At 57.6% G+C, this 17,673-nt stretch carries 14 protein-coding genes; 6 read left to right on the top strand and 8 right to left on the bottom strand.

The genetic code is table 11. The annotated features are described in order from the left end of the window. Nucleotides 1-66: 66 nt before the first annotated feature. The 3 genes from JZI28_RS05120 to JZI28_RS05110 form a co-directional block, all read right to left on the bottom strand. Nucleotides 67-1,311 (bottom strand): branched-chain amino acid ABC transporter substrate-binding protein, encoded by a 1,245-nt coding sequence (locus JZI28_RS05120; protein WP_375699447.1) that lies wholly within the window; start codon nt 1,309-1,311, stop codon nt 67-69. A gap of 364 nt (nt 1,312-1,675) precedes the next feature. Beyond that, nucleotides 1,676-2,590 (bottom strand): IclR family transcriptional regulator, encoded by a 915-nt coding sequence (locus JZI28_RS05115; protein WP_375699446.1) that lies wholly within the window; start codon nt 2,588-2,590, stop codon nt 1,676-1,678. A 177-nt stretch (nt 2,591-2,767) separates the two neighbouring features. Then, on the bottom strand, nt 2,768-3,673 hold the full coding sequence (locus tag JZI28_RS05110; RefSeq protein WP_375699445.1) for a LysR family transcriptional regulator: 906 nt from the start codon (nt 3,671-3,673) through the stop codon (nt 2,768-2,770). A gap of 142 nt (nt 3,674-3,815) precedes the next feature. Here JZI28_RS05110 and JZI28_RS05105 point away from each other — a divergent pair, with 142 nt between their 5' ends. The 6 genes from JZI28_RS05105 (at nt 3,816) to JZI28_RS05080 (ending at nt 11,709) form a co-directional block, all read left to right on the top strand. Continuing rightward, complete coding sequence (locus JZI28_RS05105) at nt 3,816-4,871, top strand: C4-dicarboxylate TRAP transporter substrate-binding protein (RefSeq protein ID WP_375699444.1); 1,056 nt, start codon at nt 3,816-3,818, stop codon at nt 4,869-4,871. Beyond that, nucleotides 4,872-5,387, top strand: coding sequence for a TRAP transporter small permease subunit (locus tag JZI28_RS05100; protein ID WP_375699443.1), 516 nt, complete (start codon nt 4,872-4,874; stop codon nt 5,385-5,387). Beyond that, nucleotides 5,384-6,694 (top strand): TRAP transporter large permease, encoded by a 1,311-nt coding sequence (locus JZI28_RS05095; RefSeq protein WP_375699442.1) that lies wholly within the window; start codon nt 5,384-5,386, stop codon nt 6,692-6,694. Before JZI28_RS05100 ends, JZI28_RS05095 begins: the two co-directional genes overlap by 4 nt. An 18-nt stretch (nt 6,695-6,712) precedes the next feature. Next, complete coding sequence (locus JZI28_RS05090; RefSeq protein ID WP_295450549.1) at nt 6,713-7,483, top strand: cyclase family protein; 771 nt, start codon at nt 6,713-6,715, stop codon at nt 7,481-7,483. Between the two features lie 237 nt (nt 7,484-7,720). Next, the gene (locus JZI28_RS05085) at nt 7,721-8,698 is read left to right on the top strand and encodes a fumarylacetoacetate hydrolase family protein (protein WP_375699441.1); all 978 of its coding nucleotides are present in this window, start codon (nt 7,721-7,723) and stop codon (nt 8,696-8,698) included. A 539-nt stretch (nt 8,699-9,237) separates the two neighbouring features. Further along, the gene (locus JZI28_RS05080; protein WP_375699440.1) at nt 9,238-11,709 is read left to right on the top strand and encodes an ATP-binding protein; all 2,472 of its coding nucleotides are present in this window, start codon (nt 9,238-9,240) and stop codon (nt 11,707-11,709) included. A gap of 165 nt (nt 11,710-11,874) precedes the next feature. Here the strand turns inward: JZI28_RS05080 and JZI28_RS05075 are convergent, their stop codons facing one another. The 5 genes from JZI28_RS05075 to JZI28_RS05055 all read right to left on the bottom strand — a co-directional run bounded on the left by JZI28_RS05075 (nt 11,875) and on the right by JZI28_RS05055 (nt 17,549). Then, nucleotides 11,875-12,564: a sulfotransferase gene (locus JZI28_RS05075; protein WP_297340915.1), complete on the bottom strand. Its 690-nt coding sequence runs from the start codon at nt 12,562-12,564 to the stop codon at nt 11,875-11,877. Between the two features lie 246 nt (nt 12,565-12,810). Next, nucleotides 12,811-13,326, bottom strand: coding sequence for a DUF2478 domain-containing protein (locus JZI28_RS05070; protein ID WP_297340916.1), 516 nt, complete (start codon nt 13,324-13,326; stop codon nt 12,811-12,813). Between the two features lie 124 nt (nt 13,327-13,450). Then, on the bottom strand, nt 13,451-15,502 hold the full coding sequence (locus JZI28_RS05065) for an ABC transporter permease (protein WP_375699439.1): 2,052 nt from the start codon (nt 15,500-15,502) through the stop codon (nt 13,451-13,453). After that, on the bottom strand, nt 15,499-16,581 hold the full coding sequence (locus JZI28_RS05060; RefSeq protein ID WP_375699438.1) for a glycine betaine/L-proline ABC transporter ATP-binding protein: 1,083 nt from the start codon (nt 16,579-16,581) through the stop codon (nt 15,499-15,501). Before JZI28_RS05060 ends, JZI28_RS05065 begins: the two co-directional genes overlap by 4 nt. 8 nt (nt 16,582-16,589) lie before the next feature. Further along, complete coding sequence (locus tag JZI28_RS05055) at nt 16,590-17,549, bottom strand: ABC transporter substrate-binding protein (protein ID WP_295450537.1); 960 nt, start codon at nt 17,547-17,549, stop codon at nt 16,590-16,592. Nucleotides 17,550-17,673: the final 124 nt, after the last annotated feature.

The raw sequence follows: 17,673 nt of genomic DNA, 5'->3' as shown, positions 1-17,673 counted from the left end.
AAAGGGTTGATATTGATCAGAGACAAAGGGCCCGCCCTGCAATTGCAGGGCGGGATGAAGTCGGCCTTAGGGGCGCTTCATTTTACAGGTTGTCGGGCTGTCCATGGACGCCATTTCAACCGTCGATTCTGTCACAATGCCAAAGCCGGAATTGTCATAATCGAATTCAACGTTGTCGTTCGTGTGAACGCCAACATTCAGGTTTTGGATGACCTGGTGATCCTGTGGGCGCATGAACAATTTTGTGCCCCACATGGAATCGTATTCCATTCCTTCCAACTGGTTCGCAACCGCCACAACATCATCCGCGGTGCCTGCAGCCTCGATGGCGGTGGACAACATGCCGATCACGTTAAAGATACGGCTCTGATCGATGTTGCCATCCGGGTATTTTTCTCTGAACGCGTTGTAGGTTTCGCGCGCTTCCTCAGACCCAATTGGGTTGATGTTACCCTGAGAAATCAACCGGATACGGCCTTTTGCTGTTTCCCCAAAGGCGGCAGTCATGCCGGAACCCGCTGCGTAGTAGGTATAGATGGGGCCATCATAGCCATTCTCGATCAGCGACTTACCCAGGCCCAGCATATCCGCACCCCAGTTGCCCGTGATAACGGCATCCGCTTCTGCGGCAATGATTTTGCGCGAATAGGGGGTGAAGTCCTTCACCTTGCCAATTGGATGCAGCTCATTGCCGACGATCTCAACATCAGGCCGTTTTTCGGCCAGATTGGCGACAGCTGCTGCGGCAACGGCTTTGCCGAAGGAATAGTCCTGGCCGATGATGTAGACGTTTTTCAGGCTTTCATCGGCGGACATGACATCCGTAAGCGCATCCATTTTGATGTCTGCATTGGCGTCAAAGCGGAAATGCCAGAAATTACATTTGTCGTTTGTCAAAGCGGGATCAACAGCCGCATAATTCAGGAAAAGAACCCGGCTATCAGGGTTGCGCCGGTTATGCTTTGCAATGGCTTCTGTCAGCGCATTGGCAACGCCGGAAGAGTTCCCCTGCACAATGTAGCGAATACCCTGGTCAATCGCCACCTGCAGCTGGATCAGGGACTCTTTTGGGCTGATCTTGTTGTCAAAGGCAACAATTTCAAAATTGGTACCCCCAAGAACGCCGCCCTGGTCGTTTACCATGTGCTGGGCTGCAAATTCAAACTGGTGCAACCCGTTAGTCCCCGTGCTCGCGAACGGGCCGGACAAAGGATCAATAAATGCAATTTTGACATTTTCAGCAAAGGCAGCGGATGCACCAACTACCAATGAAAGCGTTGAAACAACGCCAAGCTTAACCATTTTCTTCATGTTTTCCTCCCAAAAAACCAACTCGTCCCTCATCCACCCTGTGAGGTCCGCATCAATAGTCAGGCAAGACTTACACAGTGTCGGTTTAAGTCAAGATGCAGGGTTGCACGTTTCGGCTCTCCCAAAATTCTGGCAAATAGAATTCAGGCTGAAAAAACACCAGTAATATCAAAGAACGACGTCGGGTAAATCACCGTTAGCTGCTGTTTTTTATGAAATTTTCCAAACCACCCCTGGCAACGCTACTGGTGTGGGCAAGCAAAATATCAACATTTATGCGGCGTAAGTTACGCTCCGTCTCTTCGAAAGTGCTTTGGCAAGATCAACTGATTCTGCCCGACAGCCTTCCGCGAAACCGACCGCCCTAACGCAACCTTTGGTTGGGTTTCTGAATGCTGATCTGTCTCGCTGCCTGAATGAGCAAGGGCGCATGGACGGTTTCAAGCGCTTTGGGCTCCACAAGAAAAGAAGGGCCCCCAACATTCAGCCCATACACGCGGGCGCCATTCATCGAAAACACCGGAACCGCTATACCGTTAACGTCTTTGCGCCATTCACCATACCCGGTGCAAAACCCCTTAACTTCAAAAAACGATTTGGCTTGGGCATAGTGCAACCGCCCCTGGGCTTCGAGGTCTGGGTCCCTGCGGCCGGCCAACTCAAACGCGGCTTCGCGATCATCGTCCTGCTGGCCCACCAGAATGGCGCGCCCGATTGCCGAGGTAAACAGCGGCAAACGCACACCGACGTTGGCAACCAGCGCAACGCGTTCGCGGGATCTCAGATATGAAATATACACGACGTCCAGCTGATGGAGTTCCCCCAACGCGACAGAAATATACGAGTTAGGTCCGTCGCGCAGCCGCTGCATCTCTTGTTGTGCGAGGTCTTGAATATCAATCCCCGTCAAAACGCTGAACCCCAGGTTCAAGGCGCCAGCCCCAAGACGATAGGTGCCGCTGGACGGATCGGCAACCAGATAGCCCAACTCGCAGAGTGTATAAGTTAACCTAGAAATCGTCGCCTTGGGCAAATTGGTCCGCTCAGAGAACTCGGCATTTGTCAGAGTGATCTCGTCGTCGCGAAAACAGCTCAATAGCTCTAATCCACGCGCCAATGCGGTAACAAAATTTCGGTCTTTCTCCGTATCGCTGTTACCCATTTCACCCACCATCCACCCCTTTAGGTTAAGCCATCGAGGCCACAGTCCGCAAGGAAAGCCCCTGCCCTTCAACGCCCGCGAAAGCTTGGACACATGTCCCAGCAGTTTTTGCTTCAAAACGTGCTGGGGGCTCCCTGCCACGGGGAAGAAACAAAACACAAGGCAGCAACCGCAGGTTCGCAGGCCCGGGCCATGGCAATTTCAGCCGACATCACAACGCCATAGTCGATGCCGCTCTTGGCCTTGGGCGGGATGTCGACACCTCAAACACGCATACCGTTGGCCCAGCCTCGGCTATAGATCGCCCCCGGTTTCAAGCATCATCTCACGGATCAGCGTCGCTTGAGGGTCGTATTGATGGTGATCTTTCCAAATCAGATATTCGGTCAAATCGGGCACTTCACGCGGCGGTGCAAGCGCGGTCAGATCATCCAGTTTTCCGAACTGTTTCAACAGTCTCTTGTGAATAGTCGCGATGTTGCGGGTGCCGGAAATATAGTAGGGCAACACCACAAAACTGGGTAACGATGCGGCAATCCTGATGTCTATGTCTTCCTGTTTCAGCCAGTTTTCAAAATGGCTTTTGCCATCGCCGACAAAAAAGTTCGTGACCACATGCGGCGCATCCAGATAGCTTTGCAAGCTAAGGCCCGTTTGGGCCAATGGATTGTCTTTACAGACCACGCATTGAAACCCGTCCTTAAACAGTGGGGCACGGTGCAGCGTGTAGTCTATCCAGAAATCGGGCGCGACAAGGAAATCAACCTTGCCACGTTGGAAATTACCCATCGCCTCCTCGCTAAAGGGGACCACCGCCAAAGACACCTTGGGGGCACAGATCGACAGACGCTTAGACAGCACCGACAAAAACACCATCGCCACATAGTCAGAGGCAATCACGGTGAATTGCCGTTCCAGCGTATGCAGCTCAGCGCTGGCCCGCATCCGCGACAGGCTGCGCAGACGGTTGATCAGATCAGGCACCACATCAGCAATAGATTGGCCAAAGGGGCTGTGGCGCATTTTTTGCCCGTCGTAATAGAACAGCTCGTCCTGAAAATGTGCCCGCGCGCGGTTCAGCGCACTGCTCACTGCAGATTGGGTCAGGTTCAGCTCAGCCGCCGCTGCAGTCACGCTTTGCGTCCGCGACAGGGCGTCGATGGCCACCAGCAGGTTCAGGTCCAGTTTCTCAAGATGCATAGGTATTCATAGAATGAATAGCCACTACCATCAATATTAACTTTCTTACTTGCCCCTCATCGGCCTAATCTCGCGACACCATCGCCGTCAGCGCCTTTGCTTGGGCCTGGGCGGCTGCAAATAAATGTTTGGGAGGACAATTATGAAGTTTCTGAAAACCAGCGCGATCGCTCTTTGTCTGTTGTCGTCAACAGCTGCGGTTGCCGACAGTTATAACGTCACCATCGCTGCGGGCCATCCGCCGGTTTTCCGCTGGGTCAAAATGTTTCCCGAAGCTTTCATTCCCACAGCTAATGAAAAACTAGCAGCCCTTGGGCATAGCGTCTCTTTCTCAGAGCAATATGGCGGCGCAATTGCCGGTGTGGGCGAAGAGCTGGAAACCGTCGAGGCAGGGCTGTCCGAACTCGGCGCCTGCTCAAGCCTGTTTGATCCGGGCAAACTGGCCGTTCAGAACGTCACCTATTACACTCCGTTTGTGTCCGATGACGTCCAACTGGTGAGCGAAACGCTGCACAATCTGCACCTGAGCGACCCACGCATGCAGCAGGCCTATACCGACAATGGTGTTGTCTACCTTGGGGCGCCAACGGCGATTGATGACTATGTGCTGATGACGAATTTCCCCGTCACCTCGCTGGCGGATCTGGAAGGGCGCAAGATTGCAGCCCCCGGCGCCTCGATTAACTGGCTGGCCGGAACCGGCGCTGTGGGGGTGCAGGGCAACCTGACCACCTACTACAACGAGCTGCAAACTGGCGTCTATGACGGTGTGCTTGTCTTCGCCTCTGCCGCCTTCCCCGGTAAACTGTTCGAGGTTGCCCCCAACATCACCAAAGCAGGTCTTGGGGCGCAGTTTGCTGGGTCGATCTGCGCCAACAAAGACTGGTGGGATGGCCTGCCCGAAGATGTGCAAGAGGCCTTTCGCGCCGCCGCTGACGCGGCCGCAAGCTGGTATATCGAAGATCTCGAAAACTTTGTCACCATCGCCTACAAGGGAATGAAAGCCGGCGGCGCAACCATAAGTGACGCCAGCGACGAGATGCGCGCACAGTGGGCTGCCGGCATGGAGAATGCGGCCAAAGTCTGGGCGGAAGGGCTGGATGCACAGGGCAAAGACGCCTCGGGTGTGCTGACCACCTATATGGACCAGATGCGGGCCGGTGGTGCCACGCCACTGCGCGACTGGGACAAAGAATAAATGTCAGTCGCCTCTTTACCCCTGCGCGCGCTCAATATCGCGACGCAGGGTGCCAATATCCTGGGGACACTGCTGATTGTTGGGCTGGTGGTTATCATTTGCACCGATGTGCTGGGGCGGAATCTGCTTGACGCCCCGCTGTCCGGCGTGCCCGAAATGATATCACTGTCGATCGTGGCAATTGTATTCCTGCAGGTGCCGCAAGCGCTCAGGGCTGGTCGGCTCACCCGCTCGGACGGGCTGATCGACAGCCTGCACCGCAGCAGACCGCGCCTGGCGTCAGGGATGGAGCTCCTCTTTGACCTGCTTGGGTGTCTCGTGGTTTCGGCAATTATCTATGCCCATTGGCCAATCCTGATAAAGTCGATCACCCGCAATGAATTTGTCGGGGCAGTTGGCAATTTTACCATGCCCACATGGCCCGCAAAGCTGATGATCCTGATCGGAGCCACCCTGCTGGCGCTGCAATTTATAGCCCGCATCATCCAGCGGTTGAAAAAAGGGCATATCCAATGACAGATTTTGCCATCGGTATCCTGAGCCTGTTTTTCATGGGCGGGCTGGTTCTGGGCGGGCTTTATGTCCCCATCGCGCTGATCCTGTGCTCCTTTGTCGGTGTTTGGGCGATCAAAGGCACGCCTTTGCTGGCGGCCAAGATGCTGGGCCTTGCGGCAAACGATGCGATCTCCAGCTACTTTTTTGGCGTCGTGCCGGTGTTTGTTCTGATGGGGTTTCTCGTGTCAGAAAGCGGCATGGGGCGCGATGCCTTTGACGTTGCCAATGCCATGTTCAAACGCATCAAAGGCGGGCTTGGCATCGGCACCATCGCCGCCAATACCATCTTTGCAGCAATCACCGGCATTTCCATCGCTTCTGCTGCTGTGTTCACCAAAATCGCGGTGCCGGAACTGCGGCGGCACGGCTATAGCACCCGGTTTTCCGTCGGCGTGGTCGCGGGGAGTTCGGTATTGGGAATGTTGATCCCGCCCTCGCTGTTGATGATCCTCTATGGGCTGCTCACCGAGCAATCTATCGGAGATCTGTTCCTTGCTGGTCTGGGGCCGGGGCTGCTGTTGGCCTGTTTGTTTGCCGCAGGCACAATCCTGATGGCCTATTTTGCCCCCGGGTTCATCGGCAAAAACCTCAGTGCGGACAGTGACCATATGCCCGCCTCCGAGGTTCTTGCCAAAGGGATGCCCATCGCCCTGTTGATCAGCCTCGTTCTGGGCGGGCTGTATGGCGGCATGTTCACCCCCGTCGAAGCAGGCGCTGTGGGCGTCGCGGGGGCGCTTATCATCGGTGTTGCAAAACGCCGCCTGTCCCTTGATGCCCTGTGGCGGGTGCTGGTGGAAACGGGGCTGATTACCGCCGCGATCTCCTTTTTGATCATTGCGGCACAAATGTATTCCCGCATGCTGGCTTTCTCAGGCGTGCCGCGCACCTTTGGCACCATGGTGGCCACCGCCGAGGTCAGCCTGCTGGCGATCATCTTGCTCTATGTGGTGGTGGTGATCCTGTTTGGAATGATCCTCGACAGCGGATCAATCATGTTGATCCTTGTACCGCTGATGCTGCCAGTGATGGTGAGCATGAATGTGGATCTGGTCTGGTTCGGGGTGATCACCGTGATCGCGGTAGAGATCGGGCTGCTGACGCCGCCCTTTGGCATATCGGTCTATGTGATCAAATCCAGCCTCAATGACCCCAATATCAGCCTCAAGGACATCTTCATCGGCGCCGCCCCTTTTGCAGCGATGATGCTGATCTGCCTCGCGCTTGTCATCGCCTTTCCCATCATCGCAACCGGCCTGTTAGGGCGCTAAATTTTACCGGAGACCTTTATGAAACTCATCGACCTGTCGCGGCCTTTGGAAAACACCGACTATGCCGACCCCCCCGGATTGGGGCCAAAGATCAATTACATCGGCCACAATGACTCGGCCGACCAGGTGCTCCAGTTCTTTCCCGGGGTAAACCGCGATCAACTGCCGGGCGGCGAGGGCTGGGCCGTGGAAGAGGTCACCCTCAGCACCCACAATGGCACCCATCTGGACGCGCCCTATCACTTTCACTCGACCATGGACCAGGGCGCGCGGGCAATCACCATCGACGAGATCCCGCTGGACTGGTGCATGGGTCCTGGGGTCAAACTGGATTTTCGCCATTTTGCCAACGGCTATGTGGCCACGGCTGCGGATGTAGCGGCAGAGCTGAGCCGCATTGGCCATCAGTTAAGCCCCGGCGATATTGTGCTGGTGAACACCTCAGCCGCAGAGGCCTATGGCACGCCTGCATATGTGGGCACCGGCTGCGGCATGGGGCGTGAAGCCACGGTTTATCTCACCAGTCGCGGTGTGCGGGTGACCGGCACCGACGCCTGGAGCTGGGACGCGCCCTTTACCGAAACGGCCAAGAAAGTGGCCGAAACCGGTGACGCCTCGCTGATCTGGGAAGGGCACCGCGCGGGCATGGTTCACGGCTATTGTCACATGGAAAAGATGGCCGCCCTGGACACGCTGCCTGCCACCGGGTTTGACGTCATCTGCTTTCCCGTCAAGGTCAAAGGCGCCAGCGCCGGATGGTGCCGCCCCGTGGCCACCATCAAAGACTAGCCAGGCTCGCACAGCGTCACGCCCCCATGTTGGCGCCCCGCCCCTAGGGGTTAGCGCGCCGCCGACAGCTATCTTACGACTGGTATCAAACAACTGGCGGGCATCTACCCCTGCCCCTGCACGGCGCTGCGCACAGGCGCGACCGGCGTGCAGGCCCGCACCAAAAACAATCATAAACGGCGCAACAGTGGGCCACATGGGCTCACGCCGCCCCCGACCCCAAGAGGATAGGACCGCATGAAATTTGTCACCCTTGCCGATGGCAGCCCAGATGGGCGCCTTCATATTGTATCGCAGGACGGCAGACGTGCCATTGCTGCCGACACAGCACGCACTTTGCAACAGGCGCTTGAAACCTGGGCGGACAATGCCAGCCAGTGGCACACCCAATACGCCGCACTTGAGGCGGGCCCCCTTGCTGGCGCGATTGATCTTGACCCGGCAGAGGCCCTGTCGCCTCTGCCGCGCGCCTGGCAGTGGCTCGACGGGTCCGCCTTTGAAACACATGCGTTTTTGATCCAGAAAGCATGGGGCCACCCCGAAGTCGGCCTCAACGAGCGCCCGCTGATGTATCAGGGCATGTCGGACCGCTTTTTGGCGCCAACTGCCGCCGCGCTGTTTCCGTCAGCCGATGATGGCATTGATTTTGAGGGCGAATACGGCGTCATTCTGGACGCTGTGCCCATGGGCACCAAAGCCAAGGACGCGGCGCAATATATCCGTCTGATCGTGTTGATCAACGACTGGAGCCTGCGGGCCATCGGCCCCACAGAAATGGCCACCGGCTTTGGCTGGCTGCACTGCAAACCCGCCTGCGCCATGGCGCCTTTTGCGGTGACCCCGGATGAATTGGGCGATGCCTGGCGCGATTGCCGGGTCTGTCTGCCTTTGCAGGTAGAGCGCAACGGCGTCGCCTTTGGCCGCACAAACGGCGATGAAATGAAGTTCGGTTTTGACGAATTGATCGCCCATGCCGCCTATTCCCGCGACCTGCCCGCAGGCACGATCATCGGGTCAGGAACTGTGTCAAACAAGGACTATGAAAGCGTCGGGTCAAGCTGCATCGCTGAGAAACGGGCCATCGAAACCATCGCCCAAGGCGCAGGAAACACGCCCTTTATGCAGCACGGCGACACGGTGGTGATGCGGGTGGAGATGGACGGCGGTGACAGTTTGTTTGGCGAGATCGCGCAATCCGTGCAGATCGTCACCTAAGCGACGGGCCTACCAAACGGGCCTACCAGACAGGCCTACCTGTGGGGCAAGATGGGCCATCTTGCCTCCCCTTCAACAGACGCGTTTCCTGCACAAACGCGCATCGTTGTACAAATCAGTTAGCCCAAAGCGTCTCCTCCCTCTTGGGGAGGGGGCGTTTGTTTCAGGCTGAGGGCCAGACATGCCCTAAACGCTGTGACGACTGAGACCGGCGCCGCAGCATGATCCACAGGGGGCTGCATTTAACGCGGCTCAGATCACGATCACCGCGCCTTTGGTCTCTTTCACCGTTTTCAGACGCAGGCCTATGCTTTTTGAAAACCGGATACAGCTCTGCAAATACGCTCAATTTGGCTCCGGCCGGTACATCAATTTTCCCGTAAAAATGGGAAGACACAGATTATGCCCGCAAAACAAAGCAGGTCCAAACGGGGTCAGATTGATCCGGGGCGCAATGACGCATCTATTGAAGTTTCTTAAAGAACCTGCCGCATATAGTCTGCGAAGCAAAATGGTTCCCCGGATCTGAATGGACAAATATGATCACCCCCAAGTTTCTCGATGATAGGGTACGGCTGCAATCTATTGCCAACTTACGCATAGATTTTCGTGACCATTTTCCGGAAATTCAGGGTCTTTGTGACCTGGCCGCACAGGTCGCAGGGACCGAAGCAGCTCTTATCTCGATCGTGGGGGAACGCGAACAGGTTTTCCTGGCAAAGACCGGACTGGGGCCCATGCGCAAAATCACACGCCAGGACTCCATGTCTGTGCATGCGGTCAACAGCGGCTCCACATTGGTCGTGCCAGACGCATGTCAGGATAAACGGTTCGCTGAAAATCCATTCGTTTTGGGGCCTCCCTACATCCGATCTTATGTGGGGGTTCTTCTGGAGGCGGAACCGGGCCTTCCTATTGGGACAGTCTGTGCGATGGGACAGGACCCCAACAGCTTTTCGCCCAAAGTTATCTCTGATCTGGAAAAGATCAGCGCAGCAGTAACAGCGCTGTTGAAAGCACATCGTGACAAACAAACACTTGCCGAAACCGTTTCCAAAAATACGCGGATCGCGTTTTGGTCGGGCATCTTGGAGGAGAGCCCGGAGGAGATCTATGTCATAGATCCCAACACCTGGAAATTTGTTCTGGGCAACCGGGCTGCACGGAAAAACACCGGGTATTCAATGAACCGTCTGACCCATATGACACCGCTGGAGCTTAATCCGCTGCTCACTGCAGAACGCTTTGAAAAGACGGTTCAAACCCTGATGAACAGCAAGCAGACCTACGGGAAAACGAACACCCAGTTGCAGCGGGCAGACGGGTCAAGGTATCCGGTGGACATCACCTTGCATAAAGTGTTCAACGCCTCGCCGATGATTGTGGCCTATGTGCAGGATACAACGGAACGCGCCGCCGCCGAAATCGCAGCCCAGGACGCCCATGCCAGATTGCAGGCGGCGATCGAAGCCCTGACCGATGGCTTTGTTTACTTCGACGCCGACGAACGCTTGGTTCTCTCCAACAGCCGCTATGTCGAGATGTTCTCGAAACAAACCGCCCCTTTGGTAAAGCCAGGCGCAGACTTTGCCGCCATTTTACGCCAGGCCGCATCTGAGGGGTTTTACGCCGGAACCGAAGGACGTGAAGAAGAGTTTGTGCAAGAGCGCTTGCAGGCCTTTCGCAACCCTTCGGGATCCAATCTCGTCACCTTACAAGACGGGCGCGCCTTTCGGGTCTTCGAACAGCGCACCCCGGACGGTGGCTGTGTCGGGCTGCGGGTGGATGTCACGGAGCTCAATCAGGCGCGGGCACAGGCAGAGGCCGCCAATGCGGCCAAGTCGGCATTCCTGGCCAATATGAGTCATGAAATCCGAACGCCAATGAACGGCATACTCGGGCTGATACAGATGATATCGCAAACCGAACTCGATTCCAGCCAGCGCGAAATGGTTGAAGCTGTGCATGGCTCTGCCGAAGGGTTGCTGAGTATTCTCAACGACATCCTGGATCTGGCGCGTATCGAATCCGGCAAGGAAACCTATGACGCAGCCCCCTTCACCCCCGCGAAGGTGTTGCGGGACGTGGCACGTATTCACCAAATCGTCGCCCAGCAGAAAGGGCTCGAGCTGCAGCTGGATCTGTCACCCGCGCTGGACGGGCAATGGATCGGTGATGCACGACGCATTGGCCAGGTGCTGCATAACCTGTGTGGAAACGCACTGAAATTCACCACCCAGGGGCGCGTCACCCTGTCGGGGCAAGTGACGGCGCAGGGCGGTATTCGCTTAGGCATCAGTGACACGGGGATCGGCATGACGCCGGAGCAGCTGCGGCGGGTAAGCAACAAGTTCGAGCAGGCGGACAATTCCATTACCCGCACCTTTGGCGGAACCGGGCTGGGACTGGCCATCGTCTCTGAGCTGGTCAGAAAAATGGGCGGTGACTTTCACATGGACTCACAGCACGGCCTGGGCACCAAAGCGCAAGTCATCCTGCCGTTGGCCCCTATCCTGCAGACCACAGACCGCGATAATACAGACCGCAATACAACAGGCGCTGATGCCACAGAACAGACCTGCACCCCGGAGGCGCCCCTGCGTATTCTGGTGGCAGAAGACAACGCCACCAACCGTCTCATCCTGCGCAAGATGCTGTCAAAGCTGAACCACACCCTGATCATGTGCTCTGACGGGCAGGAGGCCGTGGAAGCCTGGCGCGACCACGCGGTGGAGTGTCTGTTGTTTGATATCTCGATGCCAAACATGAGCGGCTTAGAAGCCCTTGCAGCGATCCGGCGCCAGGTATCACAAACAAACGCGCCCATGCCGCCCGCAATAGCCTGTACAGCCAATGCCTTGCCCGACCAGATTGACGGGCTTTTTGCGGCGGGTTTTGATGAGGTGTTGACCAAACCGATCCGATTTCAAGACCTGTCAGCCTGCCTGGCACGTCTAAGGGCAAAGATGCCGCCCCAGCACGCCCCGCTGATCCTAGAGCACCCCGACTAAACCATTGGCCCATATGGACCTTTGATTGGCCATGTGGACCTTGGGCTGCTCCAGGCGCTCGTTCAGGCGTTAATTCAGGCGCTCCTGCGTTCAAGGCCGACAGGTCACTGCAATGTCCCAATTGCGGCCTGTAGTGTAGACGTCACGAATGTCTTCAGCGCGGTCTTATCGCGCGTGATCCAAGCGTTTGCTGAACGTTTTTTCAATGGCTTCCCGATCAACAGGTTCGCCAAGAAACTCAAACAAATCATTCAGTTGCGAATGGTCTTTTGTATAGTCGTCATAGTGCATCAAGATGCCGCGCTCAGGATAGGTGGCAAGGTAGCTTTTAAACAGGTCTTCGGCCATTGTCAGGTTCGCCGTTACTTTGCTCGGATCTTGCGCCGCCCACCAACCAGATTTCACCACATCCGCATGACTACGGGTGTTGAAAATGAACCGGCTGTTGGGAAAAAAACTGTGGATGAAATTGAGCTGCGGACGGAAATGTGCCGCATGAAAATGAAAGCGGATCTCTTTGAACCCGGACACACGGGTGCCAGGATCAGGTTGCAACACCGATTGTGTAAAAAGACGCGCCAAGTCTCTACCATAAGAATCGAGGCCAATCTTTTCGGAGCCATACCAAGGATGGTCTGGTGCGGTCACTTCGCCTTTGGTGCGCAGGCCGTCCAGCGGCACTGAATCCTTTACGGCGGCCCAGGCGCTATAAAGATGAAACAGGGTGTTGTTGTTCTCCCCGCGCAGTTGGAACCCGTCAATCGTATTCAATAGAGATTGCAGCAAAGTGGAGCCCGACCGCCCATATGTAACGATAAAAACATATCCGTCCTCTGGGTGTTTGAACTCGGTCATAAAGGTCACTTCTGCTACAGGTTTTCCACGGATTTATGTGAAGTTGATCGCCCATGTCAACGTGAAGAGGTCCGGCAAAACCGGACAGCCTGCGAAGATCTATACAAACTTAAAGACATCCCCGCGCGGCCTGGGTGTGTGTACCTGGTAGCGATCATGGACACGGATCAAGGATCGCAGTTCACGGGGGCCGCATGGGCCTCTACTCTGGCTGTGCCCCCTTGTCAGTCTGCGTTCAAAAGACGCTCAGGACTGGGCAAGGGCCTTCTCGACCCAGGCAACCAGATCGTCAAGCGCGCTGCCCCCCTGAACTGCCATCCCGTCAGAGAAGGCCTTGAAGGCTTCGACATTCATGCGATTGACTCCCGACACCACAACCAGACCCTGGGCCAGAGCCTCTCCGATGACCGGGCGCATGCCACGGCCGTCGGCTTCGTGTTTGCCGAATTTATTGACGATCAAAACCTGTGGGCGGGGCTCTGCCTGCAGGCTGCTGCTCACCTGCCCCACCGCCTGCTCCAGCGCCTCTGGGTTCAGCCGGCACCCACGGGCGCCAGCGCCTAGGGATTGCGAGATGCGAATGGTCTCGCCCTCGGGCAACACCCGCACATCCATGTCACACAGGGCGTCATCGCTGCATTCGGTATTGGTTTGTACAATCCCCGCCAGCGCAATGCCTTTGGCGTGCAGCGCCTCTGCCAGGCTGCTGAGCAGCCGGTCGGTGCCGCCACGGGTTTCGGTCATGACATAGGCCAGATGCATCAAATGCCCTCTCATCAGTGGTTTGGAATTTCGCCTCAAGTGCTATCCGCAATTTGCCCCTGACGCCAGCGCGGTTTTCCCGCGCCCCAATTCAGGGGCGCAGGAAACGCTGTTAAAGGCCCAGCTACAGACCCAGCGCCCTTTTGCGTTCTTCGGCAAAGCCCTGAACGATGCGGTCGGCAATCAAGGCCAGAATGGCCATGGCCGCCCCGGCTGATATGCCCAGCCCCACATCCGCCTGCCCCAGCGCCAGATAGATCGACTGGCCCAGACCGGTGGTGCCGATCAGCGCCGCGATCACCAGCATGGCAAAGGCATAGAGGATGGTCTGGTTCAGCCCCAGCAGGATGGTTGGCGCCGCATAGGGCGCCCGCACATCCCGCATCATCTGCCAGCGCGTCGCCCCCGAGGCGGTGGCCGCCTCGATCATCTCGTCCGGCGTCGCGATCAGCCCCTGCCGGGTGTAGCGGATCATCGGCACCACCGCATAGGCGATGATCGCCAGAAAGGCCGAGAATTCACCAATCTGGAACACCATCAGTACCGGGATCAGAAAGACAAACAGCGGGATGGTCTGCAACATGTCACAAATGGGTCTTACCAGACGCCACGCCATGGGAGAAACCGCGCTGAGCAGGCCAAGACCGCCGCCCAACACCGCGCAGGCAAACACCGCCGCCCCCGACAGATAGAGCGACAACAAGGCGCGCTCCCACAGGCCCGAGAGCAAAATAGTGGCGAGCAGGATCACCGACAGCAGCGCCAGACGCGGCCCCCCGGCCACCCAGGACAACGCACCAACACCGATGATGACAAAGGGCCAGGGCAGTTGTGACACGCCCGTTTCCAGAATTCCGGCAGCAATCAGCAACACAAGCCCAAGGGTCACCTGACCGCGCAGCGCCAACAGCCCGCCCACAACAGCCGCACCAGCATAGAACCAGAGGCTCATCGTTGCGGTCCACTGAAAGCCCCAGGTAAAGGGCAGGATCGCCTGATCCAAACCAATGCGCAGCGGCAGCAGCACATAGAACATGATGCCGTTTTTGAAACTGGTCAGCGCCTCAGCATTGGAGCGGGTGACATCGGTCAGCCAGCTGTCCAGCCCATCGGCCACCGGGTCCAGCAGCTGATAGCTGTCGGGGTCGCCAATGCGGCTCCAGAACAGCAGGGTGGCAATCACGCCCAGCGCCAGAATACCCAGCGAGACACGGCCATCCCAAAGCTGGCGCCGCTCCTGCGCCAGGGTGCCGCTCATCCGGTCGATCAGGATGGCAAACACCACAATGACCGATCCCGCCAGCATCGCCGGGCCAAACTGTGCCTTGCGCATGGTCAGCAGAACTTCCCAGCCGATGTCATTAAAGCCGCCGATGACGGCGGCGATGATCACCATCGACAGGGCCGCCATCAGACATTGGTTGACCCCAACCATGATCTGCACCTTGGCGGCTGGGATCTCGACCTGAAACAGCTGCTGCATCCGAGTGCCACCGGCCATGACGGCAGCCTCTTTCACCTCAGATTCAACCCGTTGCAGCCCCAAGAGCACATTGCGCGCCATCGGCGGCGCCGCATAGATCGCCGAGGCAATGAGCCCCACAACAGGGCCAAAGCCAAACAGCACCAATAGCGGCGTCAGATAGGCAAAGGTCGGCACCGTCTGCATGACATCCAGCAAGGCCTGAACCGGTTCGCGAAAGCGGGGAAACTCATTGGCCAGAATGCCAATGCCCGCCCCCACCAGCAGGGCCAAAGGCACCGAGACCGCAACCAGTGCCAGGGTATTCATCCCCTGCACCCAATAGCCAGAGGCCACCACCAGGCCCAGCCCGATCGCCGCCATTGACGCCATCTTGATGCCACCCAGACGCCAGCCCAGGGCCACGGTGGCCGCGATCAGCAGCGGCCAGGGCACCACTGCCAGAACATAGTTGGTGGCCGCCATGGGATAGGCCATCAAGGCAGAAAACATCCGCGCGGCAGGTTTCAGATAGGTCAGCGTCCCCTTGACGCCGGTGCCCACGCCTTCGGTGGCGGGGAGCACCCAGTCTTTGGGAAAGGTTGTCACCCCAGGCATCAGCCCTTCGAGCAGCAGACAGAGCGCCCCGGCACTCACCGCAATCAGCGCCGCCAGACTGCCCGCGCTCAGATTTCCAATTCTGAGGCGGCTCATTGGTCGGTTTCCACCTGCAACGCCGCCGCCAGATCCGCCGGGTTGATGACCCCAACCAGGGTGCCATCTTTGTCCCGCACCGGCACCGGGTCATACAGATCCATGCAGCGCGCCAGCGCCGCATCCAGCGTCATATCCCGGCGCAGCCCCGGATCATCCGCACCATAGCTGTTGCCCTCGGGGTTTTGCATCACCGAGCCCACTCTGGCATGGCGCCCCCTGGCCACGTCTTTGGAGAATTCGCGCACATAGTCATCCACCGGGTTCAACACGATATCCGCCGGAGTACCGATCTGCACGATCTTGCCATCGCGCATGATGGCGATGCGATCCGCCAGTTTCAGCGCTTCGTTGATGTCATGGGTGATAAAGACAATAGTGGTCTTCAGCTTTTCCTGAATATCCAGGAACTCATCCTGCAGCTGGCGACGGATCAGCGGATCCAGCGCCGAAAAAGGTTCATCCAGGAACCAGACCGAACAATCGGCCACCAGCGAGCGGGCAATGCCAACCCGTTGGCGTTGACCACCGGACAGCTCCCGCGGGAAGCGGTCTTCGCGCCCCTCAAGCCCCACCAGATTGATCACCTCTTGTGCCTTGGCGCGCCGTTGCTTGCGCTTTACCCCCTGCACTTTCAGTGGATAGGCCACATTGTCGATCACGGTCATATGGGGGAACAGGCCAAAGTGCTGGAACACCATGCCCAGGGTCTTGCGGCGCAGCTCGATCAAACGCGCCTTGCCGGCAGAGACAATATCTTCGCCTTCAATCCGGATCTCCCCGTATGAGCCCGGCAGCAGCTGCGAAATACAGCGGATCAAAGTGGACTTGCCAGAGCCCGACAGGCCCATGATGACAAACAGCTCGCCCTCTTTGACGTCAAAATTGGCATCCTGCACAGCAGGGACCAACCCCTGGGCGCGCAGCGCCGCAGAGACCTCATCTGCAGTTGAGTGCTGTGACAGCGCCCGTTTCAAGGCGCTGTCTGCATTGACACCAAAAACCTGCCAGACGTTCTGGCAGGAAATGGCGGGCGTATCAGAGCCAGCCGCAGCTGTCTCGCGGGCTGTCTCGATCACCGTCTTGCTCACTTGATTGCGGCGTCGACGACGGGGCGCCAGCTGGCTTCATTGGCTTCCATCCAGGCGGCGACCACCTCTTTGACCTTGCCGCCGTCCACATCGATAGCGCCCATCATCGGCTGCTGGTCCGCTACGTTGAGGGTGTAGTTGGACAGGATCTCATAGGCTGCGGGCCAGGTTTCCGCCGTACCGGACCAGGCCGCCTTGAAGATGCGCGAAGGCGCAAAGTCACAGTCGTTGATCGCATTGGGGTTTGGACCCCAGGCCGGATCGGTAAAGCAGGCCTCTTCGCCTGCGGGCAGATCGACAAATTTTACGTCATAAGCCGACATCGCCCAATGGGGTTGCCAAAAGGTGACCAGCAGCGGCGTCTTGCGCTCGGTCGAGGCGCGCAGCTCGGCGATCAAGGCGCCTTCAGACCCTGCGGGCACCGCTTTGAATGGCAGTTCAAGCCCGGTCATGCGGTCGGCACCAGGGGTGCCCCAATCAGCGGGGTAATCCACCAAACGACCTGCAGGCAGGGTCTCAGCCGTGGCAAACAGCGGCGCGCAGGCCTTCAGGGCTTCCCAGGCTGGCAGACCGGGGCAGAGCTCGGCCACATGAGCGGGATAGGCGATACCTTCCTTCGCCGCCAGCTCCAGATCGCCCAGCTCGACAACGGTGCCCTCAGAAATCTTGATGGCATATTCATCGGAGACATTGGAGGACCAGATTTCCAGCGTGGCGTGGATTTCCCCATCAGCAATCGCTTGGAACTGGTTCAACATGCCCGCGGTGACATATTCCACTTTGTAACCTGCCGCTTTCAGCATCTCGCCAGCGATATGGGTGGTGACATGCTGGCCGGTCCATTCGTTGATCGCCAGTTTGATCGGCTGATCCACGGCGCCCAGCTCTGCCGCGTTGGCGGTGCCTGCAACCAGTGCTGCAGCGCCAAGAAGGCATGCAAATGTTGTCTTTTTCATTGTTCACTTCCCTGTTGTATGCCTTGCCATTCCAATTGGTCGGCAAGGTGATTATGGTAGACCAGAACAGTCCAATACGGCCCCAGAACTCCTGATGCGCCGCACGCAAAGGCACATGCCAACG

Origin of the sequence: Pseudophaeobacter sp. TrK17, assembly GCF_042192375.1 — a bacterium.
Taxonomy (GTDB): domain Bacteria; phylum Pseudomonadota; class Alphaproteobacteria; order Rhodobacterales; family Rhodobacteraceae; genus Pseudophaeobacter.
Note: the sequence above shows the minus strand (reverse complement) of the source record. Positions and strands in the feature narration are given on the sequence as shown.

Coding starts and splice junctions, on each gene's coding strand:
- JZI28_RS05105 (WP_375699444.1), top strand. CDS start 3,816: ATGAAGTTTCTGAAAACCAGCGCGATCGCTCTTTGTCTGTTGTCGTCA.
- JZI28_RS05075 (WP_297340915.1), bottom strand. CDS start 12,564: ATGACCGAGTTCAAACACCCAGAGGACGGATATGTTTTTATCGTTACA.
- JZI28_RS05090 (WP_295450549.1), top strand. CDS start 6,713: ATGAAACTCATCGACCTGTCGCGGCCTTTGGAAAACACCGACTATGCC.
- JZI28_RS05080 (WP_375699440.1), top strand. CDS start 9,238: ATGATCACCCCCAAGTTTCTCGATGATAGGGTACGGCTGCAATCTATT.
- JZI28_RS05095 (WP_375699442.1), top strand. CDS start 5,384: ATGACAGATTTTGCCATCGGTATCCTGAGCCTGTTTTTCATGGGCGGG.
- JZI28_RS05110 (WP_375699445.1), bottom strand. CDS start 3,673: ATGCATCTTGAGAAACTGGACCTGAACCTGCTGGTGGCCATCGACGCC.
- JZI28_RS05055 (WP_295450537.1), bottom strand. CDS start 17,549: ATGAAAAAGACAACATTTGCATGCCTTCTTGGCGCTGCAGCACTGGTT.
- JZI28_RS05120 (WP_375699447.1), bottom strand. CDS start 1,311: ATGAAGAAAATGGTTAAGCTTGGCGTTGTTTCAACGCTTTCATTGGTA.
- JZI28_RS05065 (WP_375699439.1), bottom strand. CDS start 15,502: ATGAGCCGCCTCAGAATTGGAAATCTGAGCGCGGGCAGTCTGGCGGCG.
- JZI28_RS05085 (WP_375699441.1), top strand. CDS start 7,721: ATGAAATTTGTCACCCTTGCCGATGGCAGCCCAGATGGGCGCCTTCAT.
- JZI28_RS05100 (WP_375699443.1), top strand. CDS start 4,872: ATGTCAGTCGCCTCTTTACCCCTGCGCGCGCTCAATATCGCGACGCAG.
- JZI28_RS05070 (WP_297340916.1), bottom strand. CDS start 13,326: ATGCATCTGGCCTATGTCATGACCGAAACCCGTGGCGGCACCGACCGG.